We start from the raw sequence: 24,707 nt of genomic DNA, 5'->3' as shown, positions 1-24,707 counted from the left end.
GAACCGTCAGTATAACGATGGAATCCGCCCCCTCCCCCGCCCGATCGCAAACAACGAAGCCCCGCCAGCGATGCTGCCTGGCGAGGCTTCGACTTCCCCCTGGGGCCGGTCACCGGCCCTACGATTTGCCGGCTCAGCGCTGCGGCTGCACCGCTGCGCCAACCTCCTTGCGCACCTTGGCCACCTGGGTGGCTGTCACCGCCGGCGCCTTGTTGCCCCAGCTCGAGCGCACGAACGTCAGCACGTCGGCCACATCCTGATCGGTCAGCCGGTCGTCGAAGCCCGGCATCGCGTAATGCGTGGGCGCCGACTTCGTCCACGGCATTTCCGCGCCGCGCAACACGATGTGGATGAGCGAGGTCGGATCGGCCGAGTTCACCGTCGAGCTGAGGGCGAGCGTCGGGAACGTCTGCGTGTAGCCCTTGCCGGTGCTGCGATGGCACGCCGCGCAGTTGTCGAGGAACGTGAGCGCACCGTTGCCCTTGCCTGCGCCGGTACGCAATGCCTTGGCCACGGTGTCGTCATAGGCGAGCGCCTTGGCGTTCGGATCGACCGGCTTGAGCGTCTTCAGGTACTTGGCAATCGCCGTGAGGTCGTCGTCGTTCATGTGCTGGGTGCTGTGCTGCACCACGTCCGTCATCCCGCCGAACGCCGCGGAGTGGTCGTTACGTCCGCCCTTCAGGAACGCCGTGATATCGCCTTCGCTCCAGTTGCCCAGACCGTCGGTGACATCGCCCCGCAGATTCTTTGCGAGGAAGTTGTCGACCACACCGCCCGACAGGAATGCGGTGCTGTCGTCGGTGAGCGCCTTCTCCTGGAGCGCAAAGCCGCGCGGTGTGTGGCAGGCGCTGCAATGGGCCAGGCCTTCGACAAGATAGCGTCCGCGCGAGATCGGATCGTTATCGGTCGAGGCGGTGTCGCCAACGACTGCGGGCGCGAACATGTTGCGCCAGATCGACAGCGGCCAGCGCATCGACATCGGCCACGGGATATCGGTCGACTTGTTGGTCTGCGCGACGGGCTTCACGCCGTTCATGAAGTAGGCGTACAGCGCCTTGACATCGGCCGGACGCACCTTCGCGTACGACGTGTACGGCATGGCCGGATACAACGTCGCGCCATTCTTCGCGACCCCGTGGCGCACGGCCTTGTCGAAGTCATCGAGGCTGTAGCTGCCGATGCCGGTGTCCTTGTCCGGCGTGATGTTCGTCGAGTAGATCGTGCCGATCGGCGAGGCGATCGGCAGGCCGCCGGCGAACGGTAGCCCCTTGGGCGCCGTGTGGCACGCGGCACAATCGGCCGCGCGCGCGAGGTATTCGCCCTGCTTCACGAGTTGCGCCTGCGGGTCGTTGGCGGCGGGCGCCTGGCTGCCGGCGGCCGTCGTGGCGGGTGCCATCGGCGTAGGCGACACGGCTGGTGCGGCCGGTGCCGAGGCCGGCGCCGCAGCATTCTGCGCCCACACGGCAACGGCCGCGAACGCGAGCGTCCCGGCGGCAAGTGCGATCGCGGAGCGTTTCATCATCGTTTTGCGGATCATGGTTGCGCTCCTCACGCCTGGACCAGCGGGCCGGCGTTCTTGAGGTACTGTTCGCGAATTGCCTTCGCAGACCAGTACGCCAGCGCCGCCACCACGCCCGTGGGGTTGTAACCCATGTTCTGCGGGAACGCCGACGCGCCCATCACGAACACGTTGGACACGTCCCAGCTTTGCAGGTACTTGTTGACCACACTGTTCGACGGGTTCGTGCCCATGATCGCGCCGCCGGTCGTATGCGTGCTCTGGTAGATCCGGGTGTCGTAGTGCGTGCCCTTCTTGCGGATCGCGCGGAACACCTTCTCCGGATTCATCGCGCGGCCGACCGCTTCCATGCGGTCGCCCATATAGCCCAGCATGGCGTACTCGTTGTCATGCCAGTCGAACGTCATGCGCAGCAACGGCACACCGTAGGCGTCCTTGTAGGTCGGATCGAGATCGAGACACGCGTCGCGATACGACATGACCGAGCCGGAAATGCCGATCGTCATGAACCGCTGATACGCGTCCGTCACGCCCGCTTTCCACTTGCTGCCCCACGACGGCGTGCCCGGCACGCTCGGCGTCATCTTGATCGGACGCCCGCCCGTGCGCACGTGACGGATGCTCGCGCCGCCGATAAAGCCCAGCGGCCCGTGGTCGAACTGGTCGCCGTTCAGATCGTCCATCGACACGCCGCCCGCGCCCGTGCCGATGAATGGATTCAACTGCGTGCCCTTGGGCAGCAGCACGTTCACGGCGCCGTTCATCTGGTACGCATAGTTCTTGCCGACAACGCCCTCGCCCGTCTTCGGATCGTAGGGCTTGCCGATGCCGGAGAGCAGCAGCAGGCGCACGTTGTGCATCTGATATGCGGCCATGATGACGAGATCGGCCGGTTGCTCGACTTCGCGGCCTTGCGCGTCGATGTACGTCACACCGGTGGCCTTCTTGCCGTCGCTGTCGAGATTGACCTTGATGACGTACGAATGCGTGCGCAGTTCGAAATTGGGTTTCTTGAGCAGCACCGGCAGGATGGTCGTCTGCGGCGACGCCTTCGAGTACATGTAACAGCCATAGTTTTCGCAGAAGCCACAGAAGTTGCACGGCCCGAGACGCACACCGTACGGATTCGTATAGGGCTGGGAGGTATTCGCGGCGGGGGCGGGATACGGATTGAAACCGACTTCGCGGGCCGCCTTCTCGAAGAGCGTCGCGCCATAGGTGGTCTGCAGTGGCGGCGTGGGGAATTCGCTCGACCGCGCGCCCTCGCGCGGATTGCCGCCAGGCACGATCGTGCCGTTCAGATTGCCGGCCTTGCCCGACGTTCCAAACACTTTCTCGGCGAAATCGAAGTGCGGCTCCAGTTCCTCATAGCTCACGCCGAAGTCCTGAATCGTCATGCCGTCGGGAATGAACTTCTTGCCGTAGCGTTCCTCGTAATGGCTGCGCAGCTTCAGCTCTTCGGGCAGGATGCGGTAGTGCATGCCGTTCCAGTGGAAGCCCGCGCCGCCCACGCCGTTGCCGAGCAGGAACGAGCCGTTCTGACGGTAAGGCACGGCGAGATCGTCCGGCGTATGACGAATCGTAACGGTCTCGCGGGCCAGCTCCTGGAAGAGCTTGCCCCGCACCGAGTATTCGAGCTCGTCGATGACTTTGGGGTACTGCGCGTCGGTGGGCGTGTCGCGCATCGCACCGCGCTCGAGCGCCACGACGTTGAGCCCGGCATCGGTGAGTTCCTGGCCGAGGATGGCCCCGGTCCAGCCGAAGCCCACGATGACGGCGTCGACCTTGTCTTTCTTGATGGCCATGAATTAGCCCCGCTTTCCGGAAATCGACACGGGCCCATACGGGTACTTGACGTTGGGCTGATCCGCCCAGTCGAGGAAGTCGGCGCGCGCGCCGGGGAAACCCACCATCTTCCAGCCAACCATGTCCTTGTTGCCGCCGTGGATCGGATCCGAGAAGAAACCTTCCTTCGTATTGGCTAGTAGATAGGAGAAGAACGTGCGCGCCGGCACGCTATCGAACTCGACCTTCGCGTGCTCCAGATTGCCGAGCACGGTCTCCTGCGTAGCGTGATCGAGATCGGCAAACGCCTTGTTGTACTGCTTCTTGCAGTAAGCGTCGCAGGCCGCAATGCCGTGACGATAGATATCGCGAGGCACAAGGCTCAACTGGTAGCCCATCTCGGGGGGCTGATCGGTATGGAACGGCCCCTGCATGTACCAGAGCTTGCCGTGCCCGAAGGGCGTTTCCATCTGACGGTCGATGAACTGTGGCACGTCGGCGTGAAGCGCTCCCGGGCCGAGGTCGTCGGCGGGAATCAGGCGGTCGACGGCGGCATTCACAAAACGCCATTCGTCGGCCGTGAAGTACTTGGGCTCATAGGGCGTGGTGGACGCAGCGGGGGCGACGGGCTTGTCGCTGCTGCAGGCGGACTGACTCAGCGTCGCACCGGTGGCGAGGGTCGTGGCGGGCACGATCGCCAGCACCTGACGCAAAAAGCGCCGGCGCGGTTCCTTGTCCTGTGACATGGGGTTCTCCGTTTTGTGGGGGACGAATCACGCATGACAGTCAAGCAATGGGTCGCCATGCGTGAAGAAAACCTGACAGGCTATTCGCTTCGCGTAGCGTTTTTTAACGCGACCATTCTACTGACAAGCCCCCCGCATGGCAAAACCAGAGTGTTGCGTAAGGCTCGCAAGCCGTTGATTAAAAAGGCTTGCGAATAATTAAAGTATTTACTATTACGCGCGCACGAGGCGTTTTGTCACATAAAATCTTTCGCGCGGCTTTGCCATGAAAAAGGCCGCTCCGTGTTCCGGTAGCGGCCTGCCCTATCTAATGCAGCGGTGGATTACTCAGGAATGGGCGGCAGTGCCGAGAGCGGCGGCGGTGGCGACAATGGCGGCGGCGGTGGCAGCGGCGACGGCGACGGCGAGGACAACATCGATCGAGCAAACATTGCCCGCAGGCTATGCTGCCTGCCCGGATGCGCGTTGCAGAACGCCTCCGCAAAAAGTTCGCGCCGGGAGGGTTGCGACGTCGCGCTGGCCGACGCCGGCGACCGTTCGGCTCGCGTGACACGCGCGTATTCGCTGCCGTCCGGTGCGACAAAGTGGGGCACGTCCGATGGGGTGCCTGACCTCACGAGGCTGGCGTAACCGTGCGCGTCCATCTCCGGCGCCTCGGAATCGTCGGAGTCCTCAGAATCTTCGAGCGCCGGCTCGGCGGCAGACTCGGCCAGCGAGGGGCGAACGACATCGGAAAGCCGGGTGGCATCGATCGGATTGGGCGTGGTCCGACGCGACCGCTCACGGCTCGGACTCCGTGGATCCGCGCCTGAGTCGAGTTCGTCGCCAAGCAGGCTATCGTCGTGCGCGGGCGCCGGTGTGTCCGCCGGCGCGCGAGGCGTGTCGGACGGCGACAGGCCGTCGTACACAGCGCGGGTGGCGGCCTTCCAAGTGTCGATGTCCAGCGCCCTGACGGCGAGCCAGGAACGCGCGGCGTCGCGGCCGCTGGATCTGGCATCATTGAGCACGGTCGTGTACTCGTGCGCGCCGAACCCCCGGCTGCGAATCATCTTGAGCGTGACAGGCTGGTCGGCCGGATAGCCAAGGAGGAGTGCCAGTCGGGCCGAATCATTGGCCGCCCGCGTCTTGTTCCTGGCGAACCAGGAGGTCGACGCAGCAGGTTTGAGAACCCAGTTGCCATCGCGCACAGCCAGGCGCAGCGGTACGTCGGCGCCGCCGTTGGTCAGCTCTCGCTCCGCCTCGCGCGCCATGTCGTTCAGCGCAATCAGGGCGTTCAGTTCCGAGCGCAGCAGGTCGTCCTTCCTGCCGTGCGAATTCATGGTCAATCGCGCCATCGCGTCTCTGAGCGCGGCAAGGTCATCGCGATTTCTTAGCGCAATTTTTCTGGCGCTCCCGTCCGGCAACGACGGAATGGTCGCAGTCAGCTTGCCGACCTCATCGCTCAGACGCGCAATCTCGCCAAGTTGCGCACGCACCGAGCCAGTGGCAAACGTTCGAATGAAAGGGGTCGGCTCGGCGGGAATCCCGTGACGGACCCGCTGCATGGACGACGCACGGGCACGCTCGAAGGTCACGTCGGCGGCGACGGCGTCGGTAAACTGGGTGCGCCAGCGCCCAAGTCCCTCGCCGACGAATTTGGGCATCAGCGGGTCGGCGCGCAGGCGTTTGGCGTGAAGCACCTCGCGATCGCGCTCCCCGCACCAGCTCCCCAGCGGAATGCCGCTGTTGGCTTGCGTGCTTCGCGGCCGCACGGGATAGGACTGCCAGGGCTTGCCAGTCGGACTGAGCGCGGACGTGGCGACCGATCCCAGCCGCTGAAAGTCCGAGCCGAAGCTGTTCCCATCGTCGGGCGGCTTCGACCGGGTGATGGAAATGAGTTGCACCGGCGAGCCGCGCGATGCGGCGGAAATGGTTCCCATGATCGTCTCCAAGGTAAACAGACCGAATGGTCGTCAAGCGCAAGGAGACTAGAGCGGTTTGCCGCGATGTGATGTCGATTGTGTGGGAAGACTTCGTTTTGTGGCACACGCTCGTCGTTTTCCCGCACGCAAAGTGCGTGCTCAAAGACGGCGGTCAAGGCGTGGACCCGCGTCGTGCGCCCCCTCAGAACCGGGCCAGCAGTTCCTCGAGCAACGCCGCGCCGTCTCTGCCCTTGGCCGCATCGGCCCAGAGTCGATCGATCATCGCGCGATACATGCCGACGCCGTCGGGTGACGTGGTGATGGTGGCGATACCGGTACGCAGGTTCGGTAGCTCGCCGAGCCGGAACGGCGAGACCGCCACGTAGGCTTCGCCCTGCGCCTCGAAGATCTGGAACGACTCATTCGGCATATTGTCGCTCACGATGCCGATCTGCACGCCCGCCGTGTCGGCCTCGAGAAACTCGACGATGCGCGCCACTTCACGCCGCGCCGCCATCTTCCGTTCGAGCTGCACGCCAGGAGGGAGTCCCAGCCGTCCGACGAGTCCGTGATGCAGAAACTGCTCGATCTGACGCAGCCCGATGAGGCTCGTCACCGCCAGCCGCTGGCGCGAAAAGCTCGACTTGCGCTCCTGCAATATCCCCAGCACGCGATCGATCGTGTTCGTCCATTTTCGGTCGGCAAGCGTGGCCGGTATGCTCTCGTCGAGCATACGGCGCAGCCAGACGTCGTACGCTTCGGACGTCAGCAGGAACGAAATCGGATCGAAGTGCGCGACGATGCGCTCGGAACGACTCTCCAACTGGCGCATACGCTCGAAGTAGCTGACTGCCGAGTCGTGATATTCGACTTCCACGCCCAGTAGATTCGCGAGCGACACGCCCAGCAACGCCGCGAGACGCTCGAGGGTGTCGATCTTGACGATCTCGCCGCGCTCGAGCTTGTAGATCGCCGCGCGCGAGATATCGAGCTGCTCCGCCACATCCTCGCTACGCAACTCCGCCGCCAACCGATAGGCACGCAAGCGCTCGCCGATGGCTCGGAAGTTGAAACGCGCGCCTCTCGGCGCCCGGGATGTCGTTGCAGCTCGAGTCAAATCGCCCCCTGTCGGATACCAATGCCGAGCCCGGCATATCGCGCCGTGCCCGCATTGCGGTGCCGGGATTATACCGGTCGCGGGAATGGCCCGATGCCACCAACGAATGCACGCCGACACACCCGCCTGTCCGCCGAACCGTGACAAACGCCACACATCACCAGAAGAATTTTTTTTCAATTGTCTATTTTTTTAGACATTGGCACGATTTGGAGCACAGAACCCATTCCGCGGGAATGTGCTGCCCAGCGGGCAAGCCTGATAGCGGTTGGGGGATGACCTTCGCGCGCCGGCAACGCCCCGCCGCGCGTCGTCCAGAAATTTATATAACCAGAGAGGCAAGCATGAAAACCTGGCACAAGGTGGCTGGCGCCGCCGCATTGGGCGCAGCAACGCTCACCACCACGGCGCACGCACAATCGAGCGTGAGTTTCTACGGTCTGGTGGATGCTTACGTCGGTGCGATGAAGAACCCCGGCGGCAATGCCGCCGTCGTTCAGCAAGGCGGCGGCATGACCACGTCGTACTGGGGAATGGCGGGCACCGAGGATCTGGGCGGCGGCAACCGTGCATTGTTCGTAATTGAAAGCTACTTGCAGCCGAACAACGGGACGTACGGCCGCTTTGCCGGCGACAGCTTCTTCTCGCGCAATGCCTACGTCGGCCTGTCGAATGCCATCGGCACCTTGCGCCTGGGTCGCATCACCACCCCGCTTTACCTGGCGACGATTCAGTTCAATCCGTTCAACAACTCGTACACGTTCTCGCCGATGATCTTCCACACCTACAAAGGTCTGGGAACGCAAGGCGTCGTGGGCGACTCGGCATGGAACAACGCGGTAGCGTACACGTCGCCGACCTACGCCGGGCTCGCGGGCACCCTCCTCTATGCCACCGGTAACAGTGCACTCGACCATAGTGCGAAGAAATGGGGCGCGGCGCTCACCTATGCCAACGGGCCATTCGCGGCTGCGGTGAATTACCAATACGTGAACTTCAGCGCGACGCCGGGCGACTTCGGCTCCCTGCTGGCGGGTGTCACGGGCTTGACGAACCAAAACACCGCACAGGTGGGACTCTCATACGACTTCGCGGTGGTGAAGGTTTTTGCTCAATACATGCTCGTCGCGAGTCAGGCAGCGAGTGGCAACTTCCACGCGAATACGGGGCAACTGGGGGCCGCGGTGCCACTTGGCGGCGGCAGCGTGATGGCGTCGCTCGCCTACACCGGCTCTAACGGTTCCGGCGACAACCAGCGCCGCACCACGTGGGCGCTCGGCTATGACTACCCATTGTCCAAGCGCACCGACGTCTACGCCGCCTATAAATACGATCACATGAGCGATATGTCGACCGGACAGACGTATGGCGCCGGCTTGCGTATGAAGTTCTGAGCGCCCGCTGCCGACACCGTCGATTCGCTCGCGCAGCGCGGCGACACTTCACGACCTCGCTGCGTGGTCGTCGCCGTCGCGCCGTGCAGATGCCAGGGTTTTCACTGATTATTTTCGCCTTGCCCGCCTTATTGGGTTCGTTTAGTCTAAATATTTAGACAAATGGAGAGCATGATGAATCTGCATCTCGCATGTGCCTGGTTACAGCGCGACACCGTGGGCCTGACTGACATCGAGGATTTTGCTGCGCGCTGCCTCGACGCGTCGCGCACGGCGACGCGGGAGTCTGCCGCCCTGCTGTTGCTTGCGCAGGCGGCGCAGACGTTCGCGGAACGTCAGTCCGGCATGGCCGCTAACGGCGAGACGTTTCACGCGTTCCTTACCCGCAGCAAGGCTTATGCAACGATGCTGCGCGATGCGGCCGAAACATCCGATGCCAACTTCCTTTCCACGCTTAATGACTTCGCCGCACACCTCACGACCGAGGTCTATGCGTAGGTGCATGAGTGAGCCGACGGGCCTCCGAACCGCGTACCGCCGTCGGGTCACTGCTGACCACCAGAGAACGTTGTCACTGGCCGCTCATTTTTCAATTAATCGTCTACAAATTTAGACATTCGACGAACACCGCAACGCTATCGGCGCCGCGCCGACTCGCTGCCCATAGGAACCGATCATGGAAGCCAACCTGAACACGCCGAGTTCGCAACACGCGGCCGGCGCGCCCAACGATAGTGTCACCCCTTACGCATGGAAAGCGCTCGCGGGGTCGGCCATCGGCTACGCGATGGACGGATTTGATCTATTGATTCTCGGCTTCATGTTGCCAGCGATTACGGCCGGGCTGCAGCTCTCGCCCGGACAGGCCGGTGCGCTTGTGACGTGGACACTTGTCGGTGCCGTTGCCGGCGGCATTCTGTTCGGCGCGCTCGCGGACCGCTACGGTCGGGTGCGCATGCTCACATGGACGATCCTGTTGTTCGCCGTCTTCACCGGCCTATGTGCATTCGCGCAGGGCTTCTGGGACTTGCTGGTGTATCGCACGATTGCGGGCATCGGACTCGGCGGCGAGTTCGGCATCGGCATGGCACTGGCCGCCGAAGCGTGGCCCGCGGCCAAGCGGGCCCGCGTCTCGTCGTATGTCGCGCTCGGCTGGCAGACAGGCGTTCTCGCTGCCGCCCTGCTCACACCGCTACTGCTCATGCACGTCGGCTGGCGCGGCATGTTCCTCGTGGGCGTCCTGCCGGCACTGGTCGCCTGGGTGCTGCGCAACAAGTTGCACGAACCCGAAGTTTTCACGCGCCGCTCGGACAGCAGAGCAAGACCGGACAGCGCCAACGCGTTCCGTTTGCTCGTGAAAGACGCACGCACCACCCGCGTGAGTCTGGGCATTGTGATCCTGTGCTCGGTTCAAAACTTCGGCTACTACGGCATCATGATCTGGCTGCCGACATTCCTTTCGCAAAAACTCGGCTTCTCGCTCACGAAATCCGGCCTGTGGACTGCTGCCACCGTGATCGGCATGATGATCGGTGTCTGGGCGTTCGGGCAACTGGCCGACCGCATCGGCCGCCGTCCCACGTTTCTGCTATATCAGGCCGGTGCCGTGGTCATGGTGCTGGTCTACGCCCGGTTGACCGATCCGACGGTCATGCTCTTCGCCGGCGCGCTGATGGGTATGTTCGTCAATGGCATGGTTGGCGGCTACGGCACGCTCATGTCCGAAGCCTATCCGACCGCCGCGCGAGCCACGGCGCAAAACGTGCTTTGGAACATCGGACGCGCCATCGGCGGACTCGGCCCTATCGTTGTTGGTGCGCTCGCCACCCGCTACTCGTTCCAGACCGCCATCGCGCTGCTCGCAAGTCTGTACGTGCTCGACATGGTCGCGACGCGCTTTCTGATCCCCGAACTCAAGGGCGTTGAACTGGAGTAACCGCGCGCATTAGGTCCCGATGCCGCAACGCCTCCCCTCACCCTCACCGCCCGCCCCACCCTCTGGAGCCCCCATGTCAGTTGCCACGCTGACGTGTACCGACCTCGCCCGCCCAACGGCGAGGATGTATTCGGACACGCATGATTCGCAAAATACGGTGCGCAGCACGCCTTCGGTCGCGGTGCATCGCTGCCGCGTGCTCAGCCATGACGCCGTCAATGCCCGTTATCGTTATTTGCGTTTGCAGGCCGACGCCCCGATCGCCCTCACGACACAGCCCGGACAGTTCTACCAACTGAAGTGTCCGGTGACACATGACGACGCGCCCTTTCTGTTGCGTCCGATGAGCGTGTACGGCACTGGCCCTGAGCCGGACACCATCGAATTTCTTTACAACGTGACGGGCGTCGGCACACGTGCGCTTGCCACGCTTGCCCCAGGGGCGTTACTCGACATCGTCGGCCCTCTCGGCAATACCTTTACGCTCGATCCCCGTTGGCAACGTGTGATGTTCGTGGCGCGAGGCGTGGGGCTGGCCACGATGGCCCCACTCGTGCAGCGCGCCGCTAAGGTTGGACTGAAAATGACGGTCATCATGTCTGCCCGCAGCGTCGCAGACCTGATGCTCGACGAATTCCTGCGCACGCCCGAATCCCGCGCGCTGGCAGATGTGCATTGCGTGTTCGACAGCGACGACTCGTCGGCCGTCGAAGCGCTCACGCCACGCGTGCGCGCGCTGCTCGACGCCGCACCGCACGACGCCGTCTACACCTGCGGCTCTCATCGCCTGTTGATGCTGCTCCAGCAGGTGCTGCACGCGCATTCGCACATCACGGCCGAAGTGGCAATGGAGCAACGCATGGCGTGCGGCATGGGCGTTTGCCTGTCGTGCGTGCGTCTGTTCGATTGCGATGGCGACAGGCAATTCCTGCGCGTATGCCGCGAAGGCCCGGTATTTCCGATTCGCGATGTCGTCGGGGAGGTGGATTTTGGCTGATCTTTCCGTGCGTATAGGATCGCTCATCCTGCGCAACCCTGTGATGCCGGCTTCCGGTTGCTTCGCGATTGAATATGCCGAAGCGCTCGATCTGCGCCGGCTCGGCGCGCTCGTCGTCAAAAGCGTCTCGCCGGCCACGCGTGCGGGCAATCCGACGCCGCGCGTGGCAGAGACGGCCAGTGGCATGCTCAATTCCATCGGCATTCCAAGCAAGGGGCTCGACGTGTACCGGCGCGATATCCTCCCCGCCTACACGCGCTTTGACACGCCTGTGGTGGTGTCCGTATCGGCTGATACGGCAGTGTCTTTCGCGCAAGCCTGCGAGACGCTGTCGTTGCCGGAAGTTGCGGCCATCGAAGCGAACATCTCATGCCCGAACCTCGAGGCCGATGGCATGGCTTTCGCCATGCGACCCGATACCACCTATCAGGCCGTGAGCGCCATTCGCCGCCGCACGTCGCATCCGCTGTGGGTGAAGTTGACCCCCAACGCGGGCCAGATCGCACTGATTGCCCGCGCTGCGGAGGACGCGGGGGCCGACGCGATTGTCATGGGCAATACCGTGCTCGGCATGGCCATCGACGTGCGCACACGCAAGCCCAAACTCGGCAACGTGATGGGTGGACTCTCGGGGCCGGCGATCAAACCGCTGGCAGTGCGGCTCGTGCATCAATGCCATCGGGCGGTGCGCATTCCGATCATCGGCTGTGGCGGCATCGAGACGGCAGACGACGCCGTCGAATTCCTGCTTGCGGGCGCCTCGGCGGTGCAAGTCGGCACGGCGTCGTTCCGCGACCCCGCCGTCATGGGCCGCATCGTCGATGGCCTTGCCGCGTACTGCAACGCACAGGCCGTCGACAGCATCGCAGCGCTCACCGGCGCGGTCGCGCTCGATGCCCGGCTGACCGACCGTTGGCTGCGCTTCGCGCAGCAATCCGGCTGATTCGCACTACGTTACATGCAAACCTCGCGCAGCCTCACGCGAAAAGAAGCCTCACTCATGGAACTGAACGCGTTGGCCCCACTGGCCGAGCAACTCTTCACCGACCTGCGCCATCTCGGAGACGACGGCGTTGGCATTACCCGCGACAGCTACGGCGACGGGGAAAATACCGCCGCCGCGTATCTGACGCAATGGGCGAGTCACCAGGGTCTGACCGTCATCCGCGACCGCGCCGCCAATTTGATTTTCACGCTGCCAGACGACGCGGGAGACGCCCCCGCCACATGGATCGGCTCGCACCTCGACTCCGTGCCGCAGGGCGGCAATTACGACGGCCTCGCGGGTATCGTGGCCGGCCTGCTGTGCCTCGTCAAACAAAGGCTCAGCGAGCGCCGCACGACGACACCCGTGCGTGTACTGGCATTACGCGGCGAGGAAAGCGCTTGGTTCGGCCGTGCCTACATGGGATCGAGCGCGCTGTTCGGCAAGCTCAATGAAGCCGATCTCGCCATGCCCCATCGCACACACGGCCGCACCCTCGCGGATTGCATGGCGCAAGCCGGCGCCGACGTCGACGCGATTCGCGACGGTGCAATGCTGTTCGACATCGCTCAGGCCAAGGCATGGCTGGAACTGCACATCGAACAGGGGCCGGTGATGATCGCCCGCGACATGCCCGTGGCCATCGTGCCCGGCATTCGCGGCAACGTGCGGCACAACCGGGTGTCGTGCGTGGGCGAAGCCGGCCACTCGGGCGCCGTGCCGCGATGGCTACGCCACGACGCCATGTTCGCAGTAGCCGATCTCATCACGCGTCTCGACGAACATTGGCGTGCCCTGCTCGAACGAGGCATCGATCTGGTGGTGACGACTGGCATTGTCGGCACCGATCCCTCGGAGCACGCCATTTCGCGCATTCCGGGCAAGGTGGATTTCAGTCTGGAAGTGCGCAGTCAGAGCGCCGATACGCTCGACGTTTTTTACGAGCTGATGCGCACCGAGTGCCGCGCCATTGCGCGCGATCGCGGCGTGAGCTTCGCGTTCGACCGGCGTCTGGCGTCGCCGCCGGCGGTCATGAACACGCATCTGTCGTCGTTGTTGGTCGACGTGTGCCGCACGCTCGGCCTTCCTCAGGAGCGCGTGCCAAGTGGCGCTGGTCACGACGCCGCTATTTTCGCCAACGCGGGGATTCCAAGTGGCATGGTGTTCGTGCGCAACGCCAACGGTTCGCACAATCCGCGGGAGAGCATGGATCTCGACGATTTCATGCGGGGCGTGCAGGTCATAGATGCCGCCACGCAGCAGCTCTGAGCAGGGTTAGTCGCCGGTGAGGCAACGGCTGCCCCACCGGCTTGTTGGTGCCGCGACGGCGCTCGCCGCCTCGATTTCGCCTACGGCGCCAACGCAATGACCTCGGCGACCGCGGCAGTCAACTTCTTCGCGTAGGGCACGTGCAGGAATTCGTTAGGGCCATGCGCATTCGACTTCGGTCCGAGCACGCCGCACACCATGAACTGTGCCGACGGGAAACCCGCCTGCAAGGTATTCATCAACGGAATGGTGCCGCCCTGCCCGATGTACGCCACGTCCTCCCCGTAGTGCCGTTGTGACGCCGTGTTCAGTGCCGACGTGAGCCACGGCGCAACGTCGGGCGCATTCCAACCGGAGGCCGCACCGGCGTCCGGCTTGAACGTCACCCTGGCGTTGTAGGGCGGATCGAGTTCCAGCAGCGATTTGAGTTCGGCCACCGCCTGCGCGGCGTCGACGAGCGGCGGCAGACGCAGCGACAGCTTGAAGGCCGTGCGCGGACGCAGCACGTTGCCCGCATCCGACAGCGCCGGCAGTCCCGCCGCCCCGGTGACCGACAGCGACGGACGCCACGTCGAATTGAGCAGCGCCTCCTTCGGATCGGTCGTGGTCGGCAACACCGACATGCCGTCCTGACCGCAGGCCCACGGCATCTTCTTCCAGACATCGTCGCCAAGAATGTAAGCCGTGGCTTCCGCCTCCTTCAGGCGCTGCAATGGAATCGGCGTGTGAAAGCCCTGCGGCAGCACGTTGCCGCTGCCCGCGTCTTCCAGACGTTCGAACAATTGACGCATGATGCGAAAACTCGACGGCGCAATCCCGCCGTAGCCGCCGGAATGGATGCCCTCGTCGAGCACTTGCACTTCGAGACTGCCGGAGATCAGACCGCGCAGCGATGTCGTGAGCCACAACTGATCGTAGTTGCCCGCGCCCGAATCCAGGCAGACGACCAGTCCGACACGGCCCAGTCGCTCACGCAGCGCGTCGACGTAAGGCAGCAGGTCGTAACTGCCCGACTCCTCGCACGTCTCGATGAGACCGACGCAGCGCGGGCGCGCCACGCCCTGGGCATCGAGGGCCGCGAGCGCCGTGAGACTCGAATAGATGGCGTAGCCATCGTCCGCGCCACCGCGGCCATAGAGCTTGCCGTCTTCGAACTTGGGCGTCCACGGGCCCAGGTCGCGACGCCATCCGTCAAACTCCGGTTGCTTGTCGAGGTGGCCATAAAGCACGATGGTTTCGTCGCTGCCCGAGCGCGTGGCGGGGGCCTCGAAGAAGATGACCGGCGTGCGTGCCTCAAGACGAATCACTTCGACCTTCAGCCCCTTCACCGGCTGACGCTCAGCCCACTGCGCGGCATCGCGCACCACGCGATCGATGTAGCCGTTGCGCGCCCAATCGGCGTCGAAGCCGGGGCTTTTGGCGGGCACCGCGATGTAGTCGGTCAGCGCATGCAGGATGTCTTCATTCCATTTACGTTCGACGAATTCGCGCAAAGCAGCGGTGTCGAGCGACGGCTGAGTCGGGGTGACGATGTCGTTCATGGGGGAGTCCTTGGGGAGGGCTTGATGGACGTGGCGGATCGGACCGAGCGGATCAGGCGTGGCTCGGGGATTCCGCCAGGGCACGCGTCGGGGACGCCGGCGGGCCGTATGACGACATCATAGCCATTCCCGGCGGCAGTGGCGACTGCCCGTCAGGACAGCGCGCGTCTACCCTCGGCGCGGCGCCAGAAGGCTGACGATAGTCGGGACCATGCGAAAGGGGAAACGGGCCGGTAAGGCCCTCAGTTGCCGGTGCCTGGTGGGCCGAAACGAAACACGATCTCACCGGCGGCCCCTGCCGCCTTCAAACACGAGGTCGATTGCGCCCCCTTGCCGGGGATGTCCAGCGAATGCTCGGCATCCGCAGCGTTGCACCGCCAAAAGAACGAGACCGGACGGTTGCACCCATTCGATGCCTCGTACCGGTATTGCGTGACGTCGGCAGGCAGCGCACGTAGCGACCCGCAGGGGTTCCCGGCAGCATCGAGCGGTTCGGACGGCGCCGGCGGCACGGATGACGCTTGGGCGTGCACCGGCGCGCTCGCCGCGAACGCGAGCCACACCGCCGTTGCCGTCATCCTCAAGCGGCGCGCAGCCGTGACGACCATCAGAGCCAGCGCCAAGCAATGGCGACGGCGCCGATGGCAATGCCAACGGAGATGACGACGCCAAACCATGCCAGTTGCGCACGCCGCGCCCGACGGCGGCTCGATTCCGAAGTGTCGTAAAAACGACCCAATCCGCCCGAGTACAACTTTTCCCAGCGAATTTCCATGGCGCACCTCACAAATCAATCAAACCGGCCCGCGTGATAATCTTTTTTCTTCTTTATCGAAAATTCTGAGACGCAAGACAATTCGGATAAATCCGGGCAAATCCGGAACCCAGGACTACCCAAAATTCCGACACAGCGCCGTCGCTTCAAGATCGCACTATTCTTTCGATAACGCAATAGCGTGAACCCGCAGAATGCTGCGCCAGCGCCACGAGAGACCACGTTATCGACGATGGATATCAACGTGCTTAACGCGGTTTATCGCAGGTGGCTTCGAATCTTTAAGGGAAATGGCAGCGATTTGTCGCAATTCAGACGTGCCAGCCTTTCCGAAACGCCGTGATCATGTAACAAAACGTTTCAAAACATCGCGGGTGTGCCGTTGCATCGGGTGATTGAAGCGGCGCGGCGAACGTGCCGAAACCTCCGTAGCATAAGCTCGGGAGGCGGCATTGGCTTGGAAGTCGTGGAAAAGCGTTAGCCGAAGCAACGCGGCGCGGCTGCCCGCCGGAGGCGGTGCCGCGCACGAAAAGGAAGATGGGTTACTTTAGCGTCCCAGGAAGGCCGCACCTACCGACAAGAGCACGAATCCGCCGACGCTACAGGCGATCGCGATTGTCAAAAGGCGTTGAAAGAGCTGCTCGCGCTCGCTCGCGCTGCGATGGGAACGGGGTGCATCGTGATGAATCGTTCCCCAACCACTCGAATACACTTTTTTCCAACGGATGTGCATAAGTTACCTCGCGTTGTTTAGTGTTCTTAGCCTTGCCCGTCATCAATTCACACTGTTGGAATCGACGAGACGCAGGGCTAGTATGCGCTTCGCCGAGCCGCCGTAAACCCCCCATCCGTGCTGCGTCGCCGCAAGCCAAATGCTTGATTTCGATGGATTCCGAGACGAGAGCGAGTGAGGATGATTCGCGCCCCTGAGACGCAACGCGTGATTTATGACAGAGGGTGTCAATGCGACACAATGTCGCAGGTGCGACAACTTGTCGCGCAACCCGCATGGTTCTTGGTATTAAGGATTTCAGGCGGTGCGACGGGGCCAGTCATGTCGCAGGTGTGACCGCGGTGGCCGGCCGGACGACCCGGGTGTTCGAAGCGGCGTAGGTGTGTCCGGCGCGCGACATCGTGCAGCGCAACATCGATTGTTCGAATAAGCGACAAAGCTGGGGTAAATCCGGGGAAGGGAATGCGAACCCTCCCCGCCAGCGTCACGATTCGAACGGATTTTTCACCTGTCGTGCCGTCGTGCTGCCCGACGCGCCCGCCTGGGCCGGCAGATCGGCGCTGGAGAGCGTCGCGACCACGGCGTCGAGCACCGCCTTGAGCGTCTGCGCCTGACGCAGCCCTTCGGCATCACGGCGAATCTCCAGATTGCCGAAGAGCGCGACGTGGTCCGTATGGTTCTCGACGTTCAGCTCACCCAGCGTGAGCGCGTCGGCATCATTGGCGAACGGGACGAACGCGGCATCGGCAGAAGACGAAGTGGGCATCCGGGACTCCTTAATCGAGGGAATATCAGTCAGTTGACATCGGCCGATGGGTTGCCCATCATCCGTGGCGGGGCAAGGACAACGCCTGTGGCGATCAGCGTCGTGCTTAGCGAATGATCGTACGCAAGAAATCGAGCACCGTCTGCACCTCCCGATACGACGGCACACTCGGATCGCGCTTGCGCTTGCCGCCGGCCGCCTTGGGCGCGGGCAGGCGCATGGCCGTGCGCTTGACGTCCAACGGCATGCCGGGGAAGAAGTCGATGCCGGCGAGCGTCTCGAGCTCCGCCACGCTCACCACCGAATAGTCGCTCGTGGCCTCGTTCGCCACCAGGTAGGCACCGGCCTGCTTGCGCTTCGGGTCGTAGACGATCTTGTAGAGTTGCGTGGGCACCATCACCCGATCGCCGACCTGCGTGATCGACTTGCCCTTGAACAGCGGTCCGGTAATGACGAACAACTCGCCGCGATCCTGCGCAAGCTTGCGCACGCTCGACTCGATGCCCGCCCACAGATACCGATTGTTCTCGCTGTTCTGCGGCACCATGTTCGACAGCGAAAAGCTTTCCGACTGCGCTTGCGCATCCGGCATGTCGGCCGACGGCGCCATGTGCCCCCGGTCGTATCCCGAACGCACGTAATCGCGAAGCTCGGCCCGCTCATCGGCGGGAAGGCGCGATTCGGCGTGGAAATTGTTGACGCGCGAGATCTGGCGCGCGTCACGCAAACCCACTGAGGTCAGGTGCTCGGCCGACCAGAGCGGGGTGCGTGTCACGCCCGAGTGCATGACACCGAACGCGCTGAAGCACACTTCGCGCGCGTCGCGATTCATGGCGGACTGGGTAATGTCGGGCGCGGTAGCGGCCCAGTAATGATCGCCGCAGGCCGAAGCGGCGGCGATTGCATGGCCCGACAAGGTCATGACGGACGTCACGACCCCGACTCGGGTAAGGGTGGCCAGAGAGGCGGCCAACTGCCCGGCCATCGCGCGCAAGCGGCTTGCGCGCACCGCGGTGACCGTCCATCGAAACTGCTTCATCGCACTGCTTACGGTAAGACGTGAGGGGGTGCGATTGTAGCGGATGAACCGCTATTCGGGGACGGCACTGCCCACACCGTAAGCGGCGCATTGCAGGGTCTGGGTGGGGCCGAGGTTGTCGCACTCGTCGGCGTGAGCACTCGGCAGCCAGTCCCGCGCCAGGAACAGCACGCAGAGCACCAGCGCGAGCACGAGCAGCAGCGTCTTCATTGCGGCATCCGAGTTGGGATGCGGCATTGTATGCGGGGACGCCCCCGCACAACCTGTCCGGCGCGCCAGAAAATTGTTTCGTATCGTTACCGCGCCAAGGGCTGGACGTTCGCCGCCATCAGCCCTCGGGCACCTCGCCTCGCAGCGCAACGAGCGCGGCCAACGGCTCGCTCCATGCGCCCTCGGCACGCAGGCCATCGACCACGCCAACGCGATCGGGCATCGCGCGATTTTGCGACATCTTGAATTTGCCTTCGATGCGGCGAATCGGAATTTCCACGCCGACGATCGCCCGCAGCATGCCATCGATGTAATCGGCCGGCGCGTCTTCCACCGCCCACGGCGCCGCGCGTGCACGCTCCTGCGACTGTGTGAGATCGCCAACGAGACGGCGCAACCACGAGGCATCGTCGATCACGCGAGGTTTGCCCCACACATGCACCGCCGCGTAGTTCCAGGTCGGCACGACTTTGCCGTGCTCCGCCTTGGCGGCATACCACGAGGGAGTGATGTACCCTTGCGGGCCGGTAAACGCCACGAGGCAATCGTCGACATCGCGCAGCGCCGCACCATGCGGATTGGCCCGCGCCAGATGCCCACGCAAGAGGCCGAACTCGCCTTCGTCCGGATACATCAGAAACGGGATCGAATCGGCGATCAGCCCCTGCGATCCGGCGCTAACGAGCAGGCCAAGCGGATGGGTGCGAATGAGGTCGTGCAGGATTTCAGGGCGATCCTCGGCAAAGGCGACGGGCTGGTACATCGACGACTCCGGACAAAAGCAGCGGGAAGGGAATGACGCCGAGCCTACGCCCCTCCATGGCCCTTGGCAAAGACCCAAAACCGATCAGTTTTTTGGTGCCACGATACGGTCAGAGCGGCGCGGCGGCGGGGGCGAGTACCTCGGGCACCACGACGCTGGCATCGACGCCCGCGTTCTCCTTGAGCAGGAAGACCAGATGATGTCCGGCGAGCAGCTCGATGCGACGATCGCGTGCGAACTCTTCCACCCCATCGTCGAACGCCCCCGTGGTAATCAACATGCCACGGGCGGCGCCAATCTTCTGCATCTCGGCGAGCATGGTGCGCGCGGCGGCGATCTCCAGACGTGCGCCGTGGTGCATTTCGCGATAGACGTGCACGACAACGTCGCCCCCGAAAATCGGATGCGGATCCCACGCGCGGCAGGTCAGCATGCCCGCCTGCTCGCCGGGCAGGAGCGGCGGCCCTTCGAAACCGTGCGAGCGCAGCAGGTGGAACATCACCTGCATGAAGTCCTTGTCGGTGAGTGTCATCAGATTGAAGCGGCGGTCGACGGCGACGTCGGCGTCCGTGACGACCTTCGTCATGTCGACGCCGGCCACCGGTGCGACCGCCTCCAGCGCCTCGGGGCACGCTGATATGCGCGCCCCCAGCGCCGCCAAATGTTCCGCCGGATCGCCCTCGGCCAAGGTGAGCGCCGCGAAGTCGGCGCGCGCCACATGGGCGCTCGCCAGACACACGCGCGTATCGCCATCGCTGGCGTACGCATTGAAGACGATGGCGTTCACTTGACGCAGCGGATCGGCCGAGAACAGCTCGTACAGCGAGCGGAGCACGAGCTGGCGCAACGCGTTGGCATACACCTTCGCGCGGACCGCATCGCTTGCCGGCACGCCCTCCACGTGCCCCTGCGCCGCGTGATAGTGATAGTCGAACGCGACGGGTACGGCAGCGTCGAGCGTCGGCACGTCATAGCCAATGGCGAGCAGCTTGTGATTCTCGACGTAGTGCGCGGCGAGCGTCTGCGTGAACGCTTCGGGATACGGGCTGCGGCTGAGCACGATGCGCGCATAGCCCGTGATGGCCGCCGCTTCGCCACGCAGCAGCGCGCCTTCGAAGTCAGCCACCGCTGCGTTGTGACGCGCACTATCGGCACGCGCCGCTTCCGTGGCTTTCTGCTGCGCGATCTGGAGAATCATCGAGCCTTGCGCGCGCCGGATCTTCGACGCCTCGTACTCGCGTTCCGCATGCACGAATTCGCTGCGCGCCTTGGCGACCGCTTGCTCGTAGCGTCCCGACGCACCCGGCATGGCCAGCGCGAGCCGGCCCGGCTTTTCGGGCGCAAAGCTTTCCCATTCGGGCTTGGGCAGGATCTTCGGGAGATGCCGGGTATCGAGCACCGGCGGCGTGGTGCTCGCGCGCAGGTCGGCTGGCGCAATGCGCAGATCGCGCGCGAGACCGTCGGCGAGCAAACGCTCCAGCCGCGCGACCTCCAATTTGGCCTGGGCGCCCTGCGCTGCAGCTTCGGCTTGTCGCCACGCCACATGCGTACGCTCAGTCGCGGCGGCGTCGGCGACCGGCGCCGCCTCCACGGCGCGCAATGCCTGATCCACGGCGCGGACTTCCGCCAGCGAGCGCGCCTGCATTTGGGCGTGCTGCTGCTCGCGCACATGCGCGGCGCGCCAAAACTCGCGCGCCAGACGATCAATGATGCTCTCGAATCCCCGGTTCACTACTGCCCCCGCAAGCGATATTGGTTTTGTTTTGTCAAGCGAACTACCCCATCCAAGACGACTGTTCCTTCGTTCGACTTCAGTATTGACGGCCGGCTACTCACCGCCGGGCTCAGCGGCCCGGTGGCCACCCCCGAAACGCGGCACATCGCGATAATCGAGCCACCGCACGTCGTGCGACGTCCCGATATGGAACGCGCCCTCCCCCGGAAAGCGCCCGCTGCGCCTTATGACACACGACTTTTACGTAGGGGACGATTGTAGGACGATGCCCCCTTGCTCAGCAAAAAATCTTTCGCTTCCTTGCCGGGCGAGCATGTCATGCGCGCAACAGGTACGCCCTGATCGTCATCAAATCGCCATGGCGTCATCGACGCCTCCCGTCCGGGGAAAACGTTGCCCCGTTGTCATCAATGACGGCTACCATGTCGCGGTTTCCCCGACGGTCGATTCCGTCAGCACCCGCTCGGATCCGGCTTATCTTCTCTACCGACATCGCGTCATGAACGAGCTAGCGCCTGCCTCCACCGCCCCTGCCGCCGCCTCCCAATGCCTGCGCACCGCATGGCTGAGCGCGTTCGCGTGCCTGTTGCTGGCACTGGTCGCCATCCCGTGGATCGACCGGCCGGTGGTGGACTTCGCGCATGTGCATACGCAGGGTACGCGGTGGATTCAGCACATTGCGGAGTTGCCTTCACCGCTGTTTGTGCTGGCCTTGCCGACCTTCGGGATCCTCGGTGCCGCGCTTGTCTGGCGACGCCGCCTCCCGGCGTGGGCGGCAACGCTGTGGCTCGCGGCGGGTGCGGTCGGCGTCGGCAGCGTGCTCAAGCAAGGACTGAAGCTCGTTTTCGGGCGGACGTGGCCGGCCACGTGGATTCATGACAATCCGTCGTATCTGCGCGACGGCGTGTTCCAGTTCCGGTGGTTCGGCGGCGATGGTGCCGCTCATGCGTCGTTCCCCTCGGGGCATCTCACCGTCATGCTGGCGTTCGCCACCGTGCTCGCGCTGCGACACCCTGCGCTGCGCTGGCCGTGCGCCGTTGCCGTTACGCTGACGGCCTTCGGCCAGCTCGCCGCCGCGTATCACTGGACCAGCGATGTGCTCGCAGGGGCGTCCCTAGGCATCGCGGTGGGCACGATGTTTGTCTGGGCTTGGCAACGCTGGGCCACTCGGCGCATGGTTGCGGTGTAGATGGATTGGCGGGCATGCCGTAGCGGCGCACCGCACGATTGCACTACACTTGAACCTGCTGCGCGCATCGCTCCCCATCGGAGAACGAGCGCGCTGTCTGCGCCGCCTCTTGCCCCTCAGTTTCGACGGAGCCTGTGATGACGACGTCCCTGATTCTCAATGTGATTGGCCCGGATCGTCCGGGTCTGGTCAACGCGATCGCCGATCGCGCGAGCGCCGCCGGTGCCAACTGGCTGGAGAGCCGTCTGGCCAATCTTGCCGGCCAGTTCGCCGGCATCATCCACCTGCAAGTCTCCGACGAACACGCCGACGCGCTCACGCAAGCCCTGCAGGCGATGGAAACCCAAGGCCTGCGCATCGCCGTCACGCGCGCCCAGAGCGCCGCCGCCGACCCGGCCGCACGCGCGCTTCAGCTCGATCTCGTCGGGCAGGATCATCCGGGAATCGTCAGGGAAATCTCGCACGTGCTCTTCTCGCGCGGCATCAGCATCGACGAACTCGCCACGGAATGCGTCGAAGGATCGATGTCGGGCGGCACGCTGTTTCGCGCGACGGCTCGGCTACACGTTCCCGCGAGCGTCAGCACGGAATCGCTGCGTCAAACGCTCGAAAGCCTGGCCGACGACCTGATGGTCGATGTCGAACTCGATTCGCCTTCCGGTGCGTGAGCGCGCGCCGATGAAGCGGGTCTTCCTGTTCCTCCTCGGAGCGGCCGCCGTCGTCGCCCTGCTCTCGCTGCTGCCCCTGCCCGTCGAGCGCCAGACCCACGTCGTGAACACGGTCACGGTGCAGGCGCCGCCGCAGGCCGTCTACGACTACGTGACCACGCCGGCCAACTGGCCGAAATGGCATCCGGCATCGCTCGCCGTGCAAGGTGCGACCGATCACTCGCTCGCCGTGGGAGAAAAAGTCGCCGAGGAATTTCGCCTCGCCGGACGTCACGGCATCATTCACTGGAAGGTCGTCGAGGCGAAGCCGCCGCTCGAATGGCGTCTCGAGGGCGAGATGAACCGGCGTCCGTCGGGCGAAGTCCGCTACACGCTCACGCCTGACGGCACGGGCACCCGCTTCGAGCGCGACGTCGTCTATCGAACCCCGAATTTGCTGTTCCTGATGCTCGATCCGATCTTCATCGGCCCGCGCATGCGCGCTGAGTCGGCGCAGGGCGCGAAGCAACTCGAACAAGTCTTCGAGACGGCGGCAACGCCCATCCCAGCGCCTGCGTCGATGTCGTCAGCCGCCATGAGTCCTGCGCGCGCGCAATAAAGATGCGTGTGGCAATGCCGCGGTGTCGCCGCGCAGCGCTGGCCTTACTCGTTGAACGTGGCCGCCATCGCCTCGGCCGCCGCCTGAAGCTCCGGCAGAAACGTCATGAGCGCGTCAAGCGTGCGACGCTGCGCGCTCGCCTGCACCGCGATGGCCGCGCAAGCGCGATTGCGGTCGAGCATCACGGGCACGGCCACGGCGATCATGCCCGGCACATGCTCTTCGTTATTGGTGCCGACCCGGCGCTTGCGCGTCTCGGTCAACTCCTCGCGCAGGTCTTCGAGATCGGTGATGGTGTTCTCCGCACGCGGTCGCAGCGGCAGATGCGCGATCAACTTCTCGCGGCGCGCGCGCGGCAGGAACGCCAATAACAGCTTGCCGCTCGCCGTGCAGTGCAACGGCACACGCGAGCCCGGCGCGAGCTTGAGCTGACGCGACCAATCCGTCTCGACACGGTCGAGGTAGACCAGGTCGTCGCCCGAGAGCATCGACAGATTGCACGTCTCACCCAGCTTGTCGACCAGTTGCTGAAGAATCGCATGACGCGCGGCCGCAGGGCCGACGTGCATCAACGCATTGACGGCCATCGCGCGCACCCGCGACGACGGCTCGTAATGCCGGCTGCCCGCTTCGCGCGACACGAGAAACGCCGCTTCTAGTTGCTTGAGAATGCGATGCACCGTCTGCTTGGGCAGACCGATGGCGACGACGATCTCCGCCAATGTCATTGGCGTGCCTGACGCACTGAGAATTTCGAGAATGCGAAATGCGCGGACGGCCGCGGCGTTCGACTGATTGCTCATGTCAGTACTGGGGTCTCGGGGTCGAGTTGTGTTCTGGATCGTTATCGCTCGCGGTGGTCTCCCTGCTGCCCGACGTCGACACGCCACCGCCCCAACCCGCTCCCGAGCTGCCACGCCGCCATGCCGTCGCACCGCGACGTCCCGTTTTCCGCATTCTAGTGCCAATCGGCCTTCGCTGACGATTGGAGACAAACCCGGAGATATGCCAAATACCTGATATCTGCGCCCCCGTGACGGT

24 protein-coding genes are annotated in these 24,707 nt (G+C 64.1%); 10 read left to right on the top strand and 14 right to left on the bottom strand.

The genetic code is table 11. From position 1 onward, the window contains the following. Positions 1–133: 133 nt before the first annotated feature. The 3 genes from PSO31014_RS09075 to PSO31014_RS09065 are packed head-to-tail and all read right to left on the bottom strand — an operon-like array spanning position 134 to position 4,050. Entirely contained in the window at positions 134–1,537 is a 1,404-nt protein-coding gene (locus PSO31014_RS09075; RefSeq protein WP_425494864.1) for a c-type cytochrome, read from the bottom strand. Positions 1,538–1,548: 11 nt separating this feature from the next. After that, positions 1,549–3,324: a GMC family oxidoreductase gene (locus PSO31014_RS09070; protein WP_150551335.1), complete on the bottom strand. Its 1,776-nt coding sequence runs from the start codon at positions 3,322–3,324 to the stop codon at positions 1,549–1,551. Positions 3,325–3,327: 3 nt separating this feature from the next. Beyond that, entirely contained in the window at positions 3,328–4,050 is a 723-nt protein-coding gene (locus PSO31014_RS09065) for a gluconate 2-dehydrogenase subunit 3 family protein (RefSeq protein WP_150551334.1), read from the bottom strand. 33 nt (positions 4,051–4,083) lie between these two features. Here PSO31014_RS09065 and PSO31014_RS22380 point away from each other — a divergent pair, with 33 nt between their 5' ends. Then, positions 4,084–4,248 carry a hypothetical protein gene (locus PSO31014_RS22380; protein WP_174976455.1) on the top strand — a complete coding sequence of 55 codons (165 nt, stop codon included), beginning with the start codon at positions 4,084–4,086 and terminating at the stop codon, positions 4,246–4,248. Between the two features lie 125 nt (positions 4,249–4,373). Here PSO31014_RS22380 and PSO31014_RS09060 read toward each other — a convergent pair whose 3' ends face one another. Continuing rightward, positions 4,374–5,969: a hypothetical protein gene (locus PSO31014_RS09060; RefSeq protein ID WP_150551333.1), complete on the bottom strand. Its 1,596-nt coding sequence runs from the start codon at positions 5,967–5,969 to the stop codon at positions 4,374–4,376. A gap of 184 nt (positions 5,970–6,153) precedes the next feature. Continuing rightward, the gene (locus tag PSO31014_RS09055) at positions 6,154–6,996 is read right to left on the bottom strand and encodes a helix-turn-helix domain-containing protein (protein ID WP_246176560.1); all 843 of its coding nucleotides are present in this window, start codon (positions 6,994–6,996) and stop codon (positions 6,154–6,156) included. Positions 6,997–7,412: 416 nt separating this feature from the next. Between PSO31014_RS09055 and PSO31014_RS09050 the strand changes: the two genes are divergently transcribed. The 6 genes from PSO31014_RS09050 (at position 7,413) to PSO31014_RS09025 (ending at position 13,649) form a co-directional block, all read left to right on the top strand. Next, positions 7,413–8,462, top strand: a complete 1,050-nt coding sequence (locus PSO31014_RS09050) for a porin (protein ID WP_150551331.1) — start codon at positions 7,413–7,415, stop codon at positions 8,460–8,462. 171 nt (positions 8,463–8,633) lie between these two features. Then, positions 8,634–8,960 (top strand): hypothetical protein, encoded by a 327-nt coding sequence (locus PSO31014_RS09045; protein ID WP_246176559.1) that lies wholly within the window; start codon positions 8,634–8,636, stop codon positions 8,958–8,960. A 178-nt stretch (positions 8,961–9,138) separates the two neighbouring features. Then, complete coding sequence (locus tag PSO31014_RS09040) at positions 9,139–10,398, top strand: MFS transporter (RefSeq protein WP_150551330.1); 1,260 nt, start codon at positions 9,139–9,141, stop codon at positions 10,396–10,398. A gap of 124 nt (positions 10,399–10,522) precedes the next feature. After that, complete coding sequence (locus PSO31014_RS09035) at positions 10,523–11,395, top strand: dihydroorotate dehydrogenase electron transfer subunit (RefSeq protein ID WP_246176578.1); 873 nt, start codon at positions 10,523–10,525, stop codon at positions 11,393–11,395. Then, on the top strand, positions 11,388–12,338 hold the full coding sequence (locus PSO31014_RS09030) for a dihydroorotate dehydrogenase (RefSeq protein ID WP_150551328.1): 951 nt from the start codon (positions 11,388–11,390) through the stop codon (positions 12,336–12,338). Before PSO31014_RS09035 ends, PSO31014_RS09030 begins: the two co-directional genes overlap by 8 nt. Positions 12,339–12,395: 57 nt before the next feature. Next, on the top strand, positions 12,396–13,649 hold the full coding sequence (locus PSO31014_RS09025) for a hydantoinase/carbamoylase family amidase (RefSeq protein ID WP_150551327.1): 1,254 nt from the start codon (positions 12,396–12,398) through the stop codon (positions 13,647–13,649). 80 nt (positions 13,650–13,729) lie between these two features. On the opposite strand, the gene PSO31014_RS09020 is transcribed toward PSO31014_RS09025, so the two are convergent. From PSO31014_RS09020 to PSO31014_RS08990, 8 genes are all read right to left on the bottom strand, one after another. Continuing rightward, complete coding sequence (locus tag PSO31014_RS09020) at positions 13,730–15,190, bottom strand: M20 family metallopeptidase (protein ID WP_150551326.1); 1,461 nt, start codon at positions 15,188–15,190, stop codon at positions 13,730–13,732. A gap of 242 nt (positions 15,191–15,432) precedes the next feature. Further along, positions 15,433–15,813 (bottom strand): hypothetical protein, encoded by a 381-nt coding sequence (locus tag PSO31014_RS09015; RefSeq protein WP_150551325.1) that lies wholly within the window; start codon positions 15,811–15,813, stop codon positions 15,433–15,435. Further along, positions 15,798–15,965, bottom strand: a complete 168-nt coding sequence (locus PSO31014_RS22375; protein WP_017235157.1) for a hypothetical protein — start codon at positions 15,963–15,965, stop codon at positions 15,798–15,800. The genes PSO31014_RS09015 and PSO31014_RS22375 overlap by 16 nt, the downstream gene beginning before the upstream one ends. 1,217 nt (positions 15,966–17,182) lie before the next feature. Next, positions 17,183–17,464 (bottom strand): hypothetical protein, encoded by a 282-nt coding sequence (locus PSO31014_RS09010; RefSeq protein WP_150551324.1) that lies wholly within the window; start codon positions 17,462–17,464, stop codon positions 17,183–17,185. Positions 17,465–17,570: 106 nt separating this feature from the next. Next, on the bottom strand, positions 17,571–18,503 hold the full coding sequence (locus PSO31014_RS09005) for a DNA/RNA non-specific endonuclease (RefSeq protein ID WP_246176558.1): 933 nt from the start codon (positions 18,501–18,503) through the stop codon (positions 17,571–17,573). 51 nt (positions 18,504–18,554) lie between these two features. Continuing rightward, complete coding sequence (locus PSO31014_RS09000) at positions 18,555–18,740, bottom strand: hypothetical protein (RefSeq protein ID WP_150551323.1); 186 nt, start codon at positions 18,738–18,740, stop codon at positions 18,555–18,557. Between the two features lie 91 nt (positions 18,741–18,831). After that, positions 18,832–19,476, bottom strand: a complete 645-nt coding sequence (locus tag PSO31014_RS08995; RefSeq protein WP_150551322.1) for an FMN-binding negative transcriptional regulator — start codon at positions 19,474–19,476, stop codon at positions 18,832–18,834. Positions 19,477–19,585: 109 nt separating this feature from the next. Further along, positions 19,586–21,208 (bottom strand): restriction endonuclease, encoded by a 1,623-nt coding sequence (locus tag PSO31014_RS08990; RefSeq protein ID WP_150551321.1) that lies wholly within the window; start codon positions 21,206–21,208, stop codon positions 19,586–19,588. Between the two features lie 502 nt (positions 21,209–21,710). Between PSO31014_RS08990 and PSO31014_RS08985 the strand changes: the two genes are divergently transcribed. From PSO31014_RS08985 to PSO31014_RS08975, 3 genes are all read left to right on the top strand, one after another. After that, positions 21,711–22,400 carry a phosphatase PAP2 family protein gene (locus PSO31014_RS08985; protein WP_174976454.1) on the top strand — a complete coding sequence of 230 codons (690 nt, stop codon included), beginning with the start codon at positions 21,711–21,713 and terminating at the stop codon, positions 22,398–22,400. Positions 22,401–22,537: 137 nt separating this feature from the next. Further along, entirely contained in the window at positions 22,538–23,068 is a 531-nt protein-coding gene (locus PSO31014_RS08980) for a glycine cleavage system transcriptional repressor (protein WP_150551319.1), read from the top strand. Then, positions 23,037–23,666 (top strand): SRPBCC family protein, encoded by a 630-nt coding sequence (locus PSO31014_RS08975; RefSeq protein ID WP_150551318.1) that lies wholly within the window; start codon positions 23,037–23,039, stop codon positions 23,664–23,666. Before PSO31014_RS08980 ends, PSO31014_RS08975 begins: the two co-directional genes overlap by 32 nt. Before the next feature lie 44 nt (positions 23,667–23,710). On the opposite strand, the gene PSO31014_RS08970 is transcribed toward PSO31014_RS08975, so the two are convergent. Continuing rightward, complete coding sequence (locus tag PSO31014_RS08970; RefSeq protein ID WP_150551317.1) at positions 23,711–24,469, bottom strand: IclR family transcriptional regulator; 759 nt, start codon at positions 24,467–24,469, stop codon at positions 23,711–23,713. Positions 24,470–24,707: the final 238 nt, after the last annotated feature.

It is taken from the genome of Pandoraea soli, assembly GCF_902459595.1.
Classification (GTDB): domain Bacteria; phylum Pseudomonadota; class Gammaproteobacteria; order Burkholderiales; family Burkholderiaceae; genus Pandoraea; species Pandoraea cepalis.
This window is presented reverse-complemented; position numbering and strand designations above follow the sequence as displayed.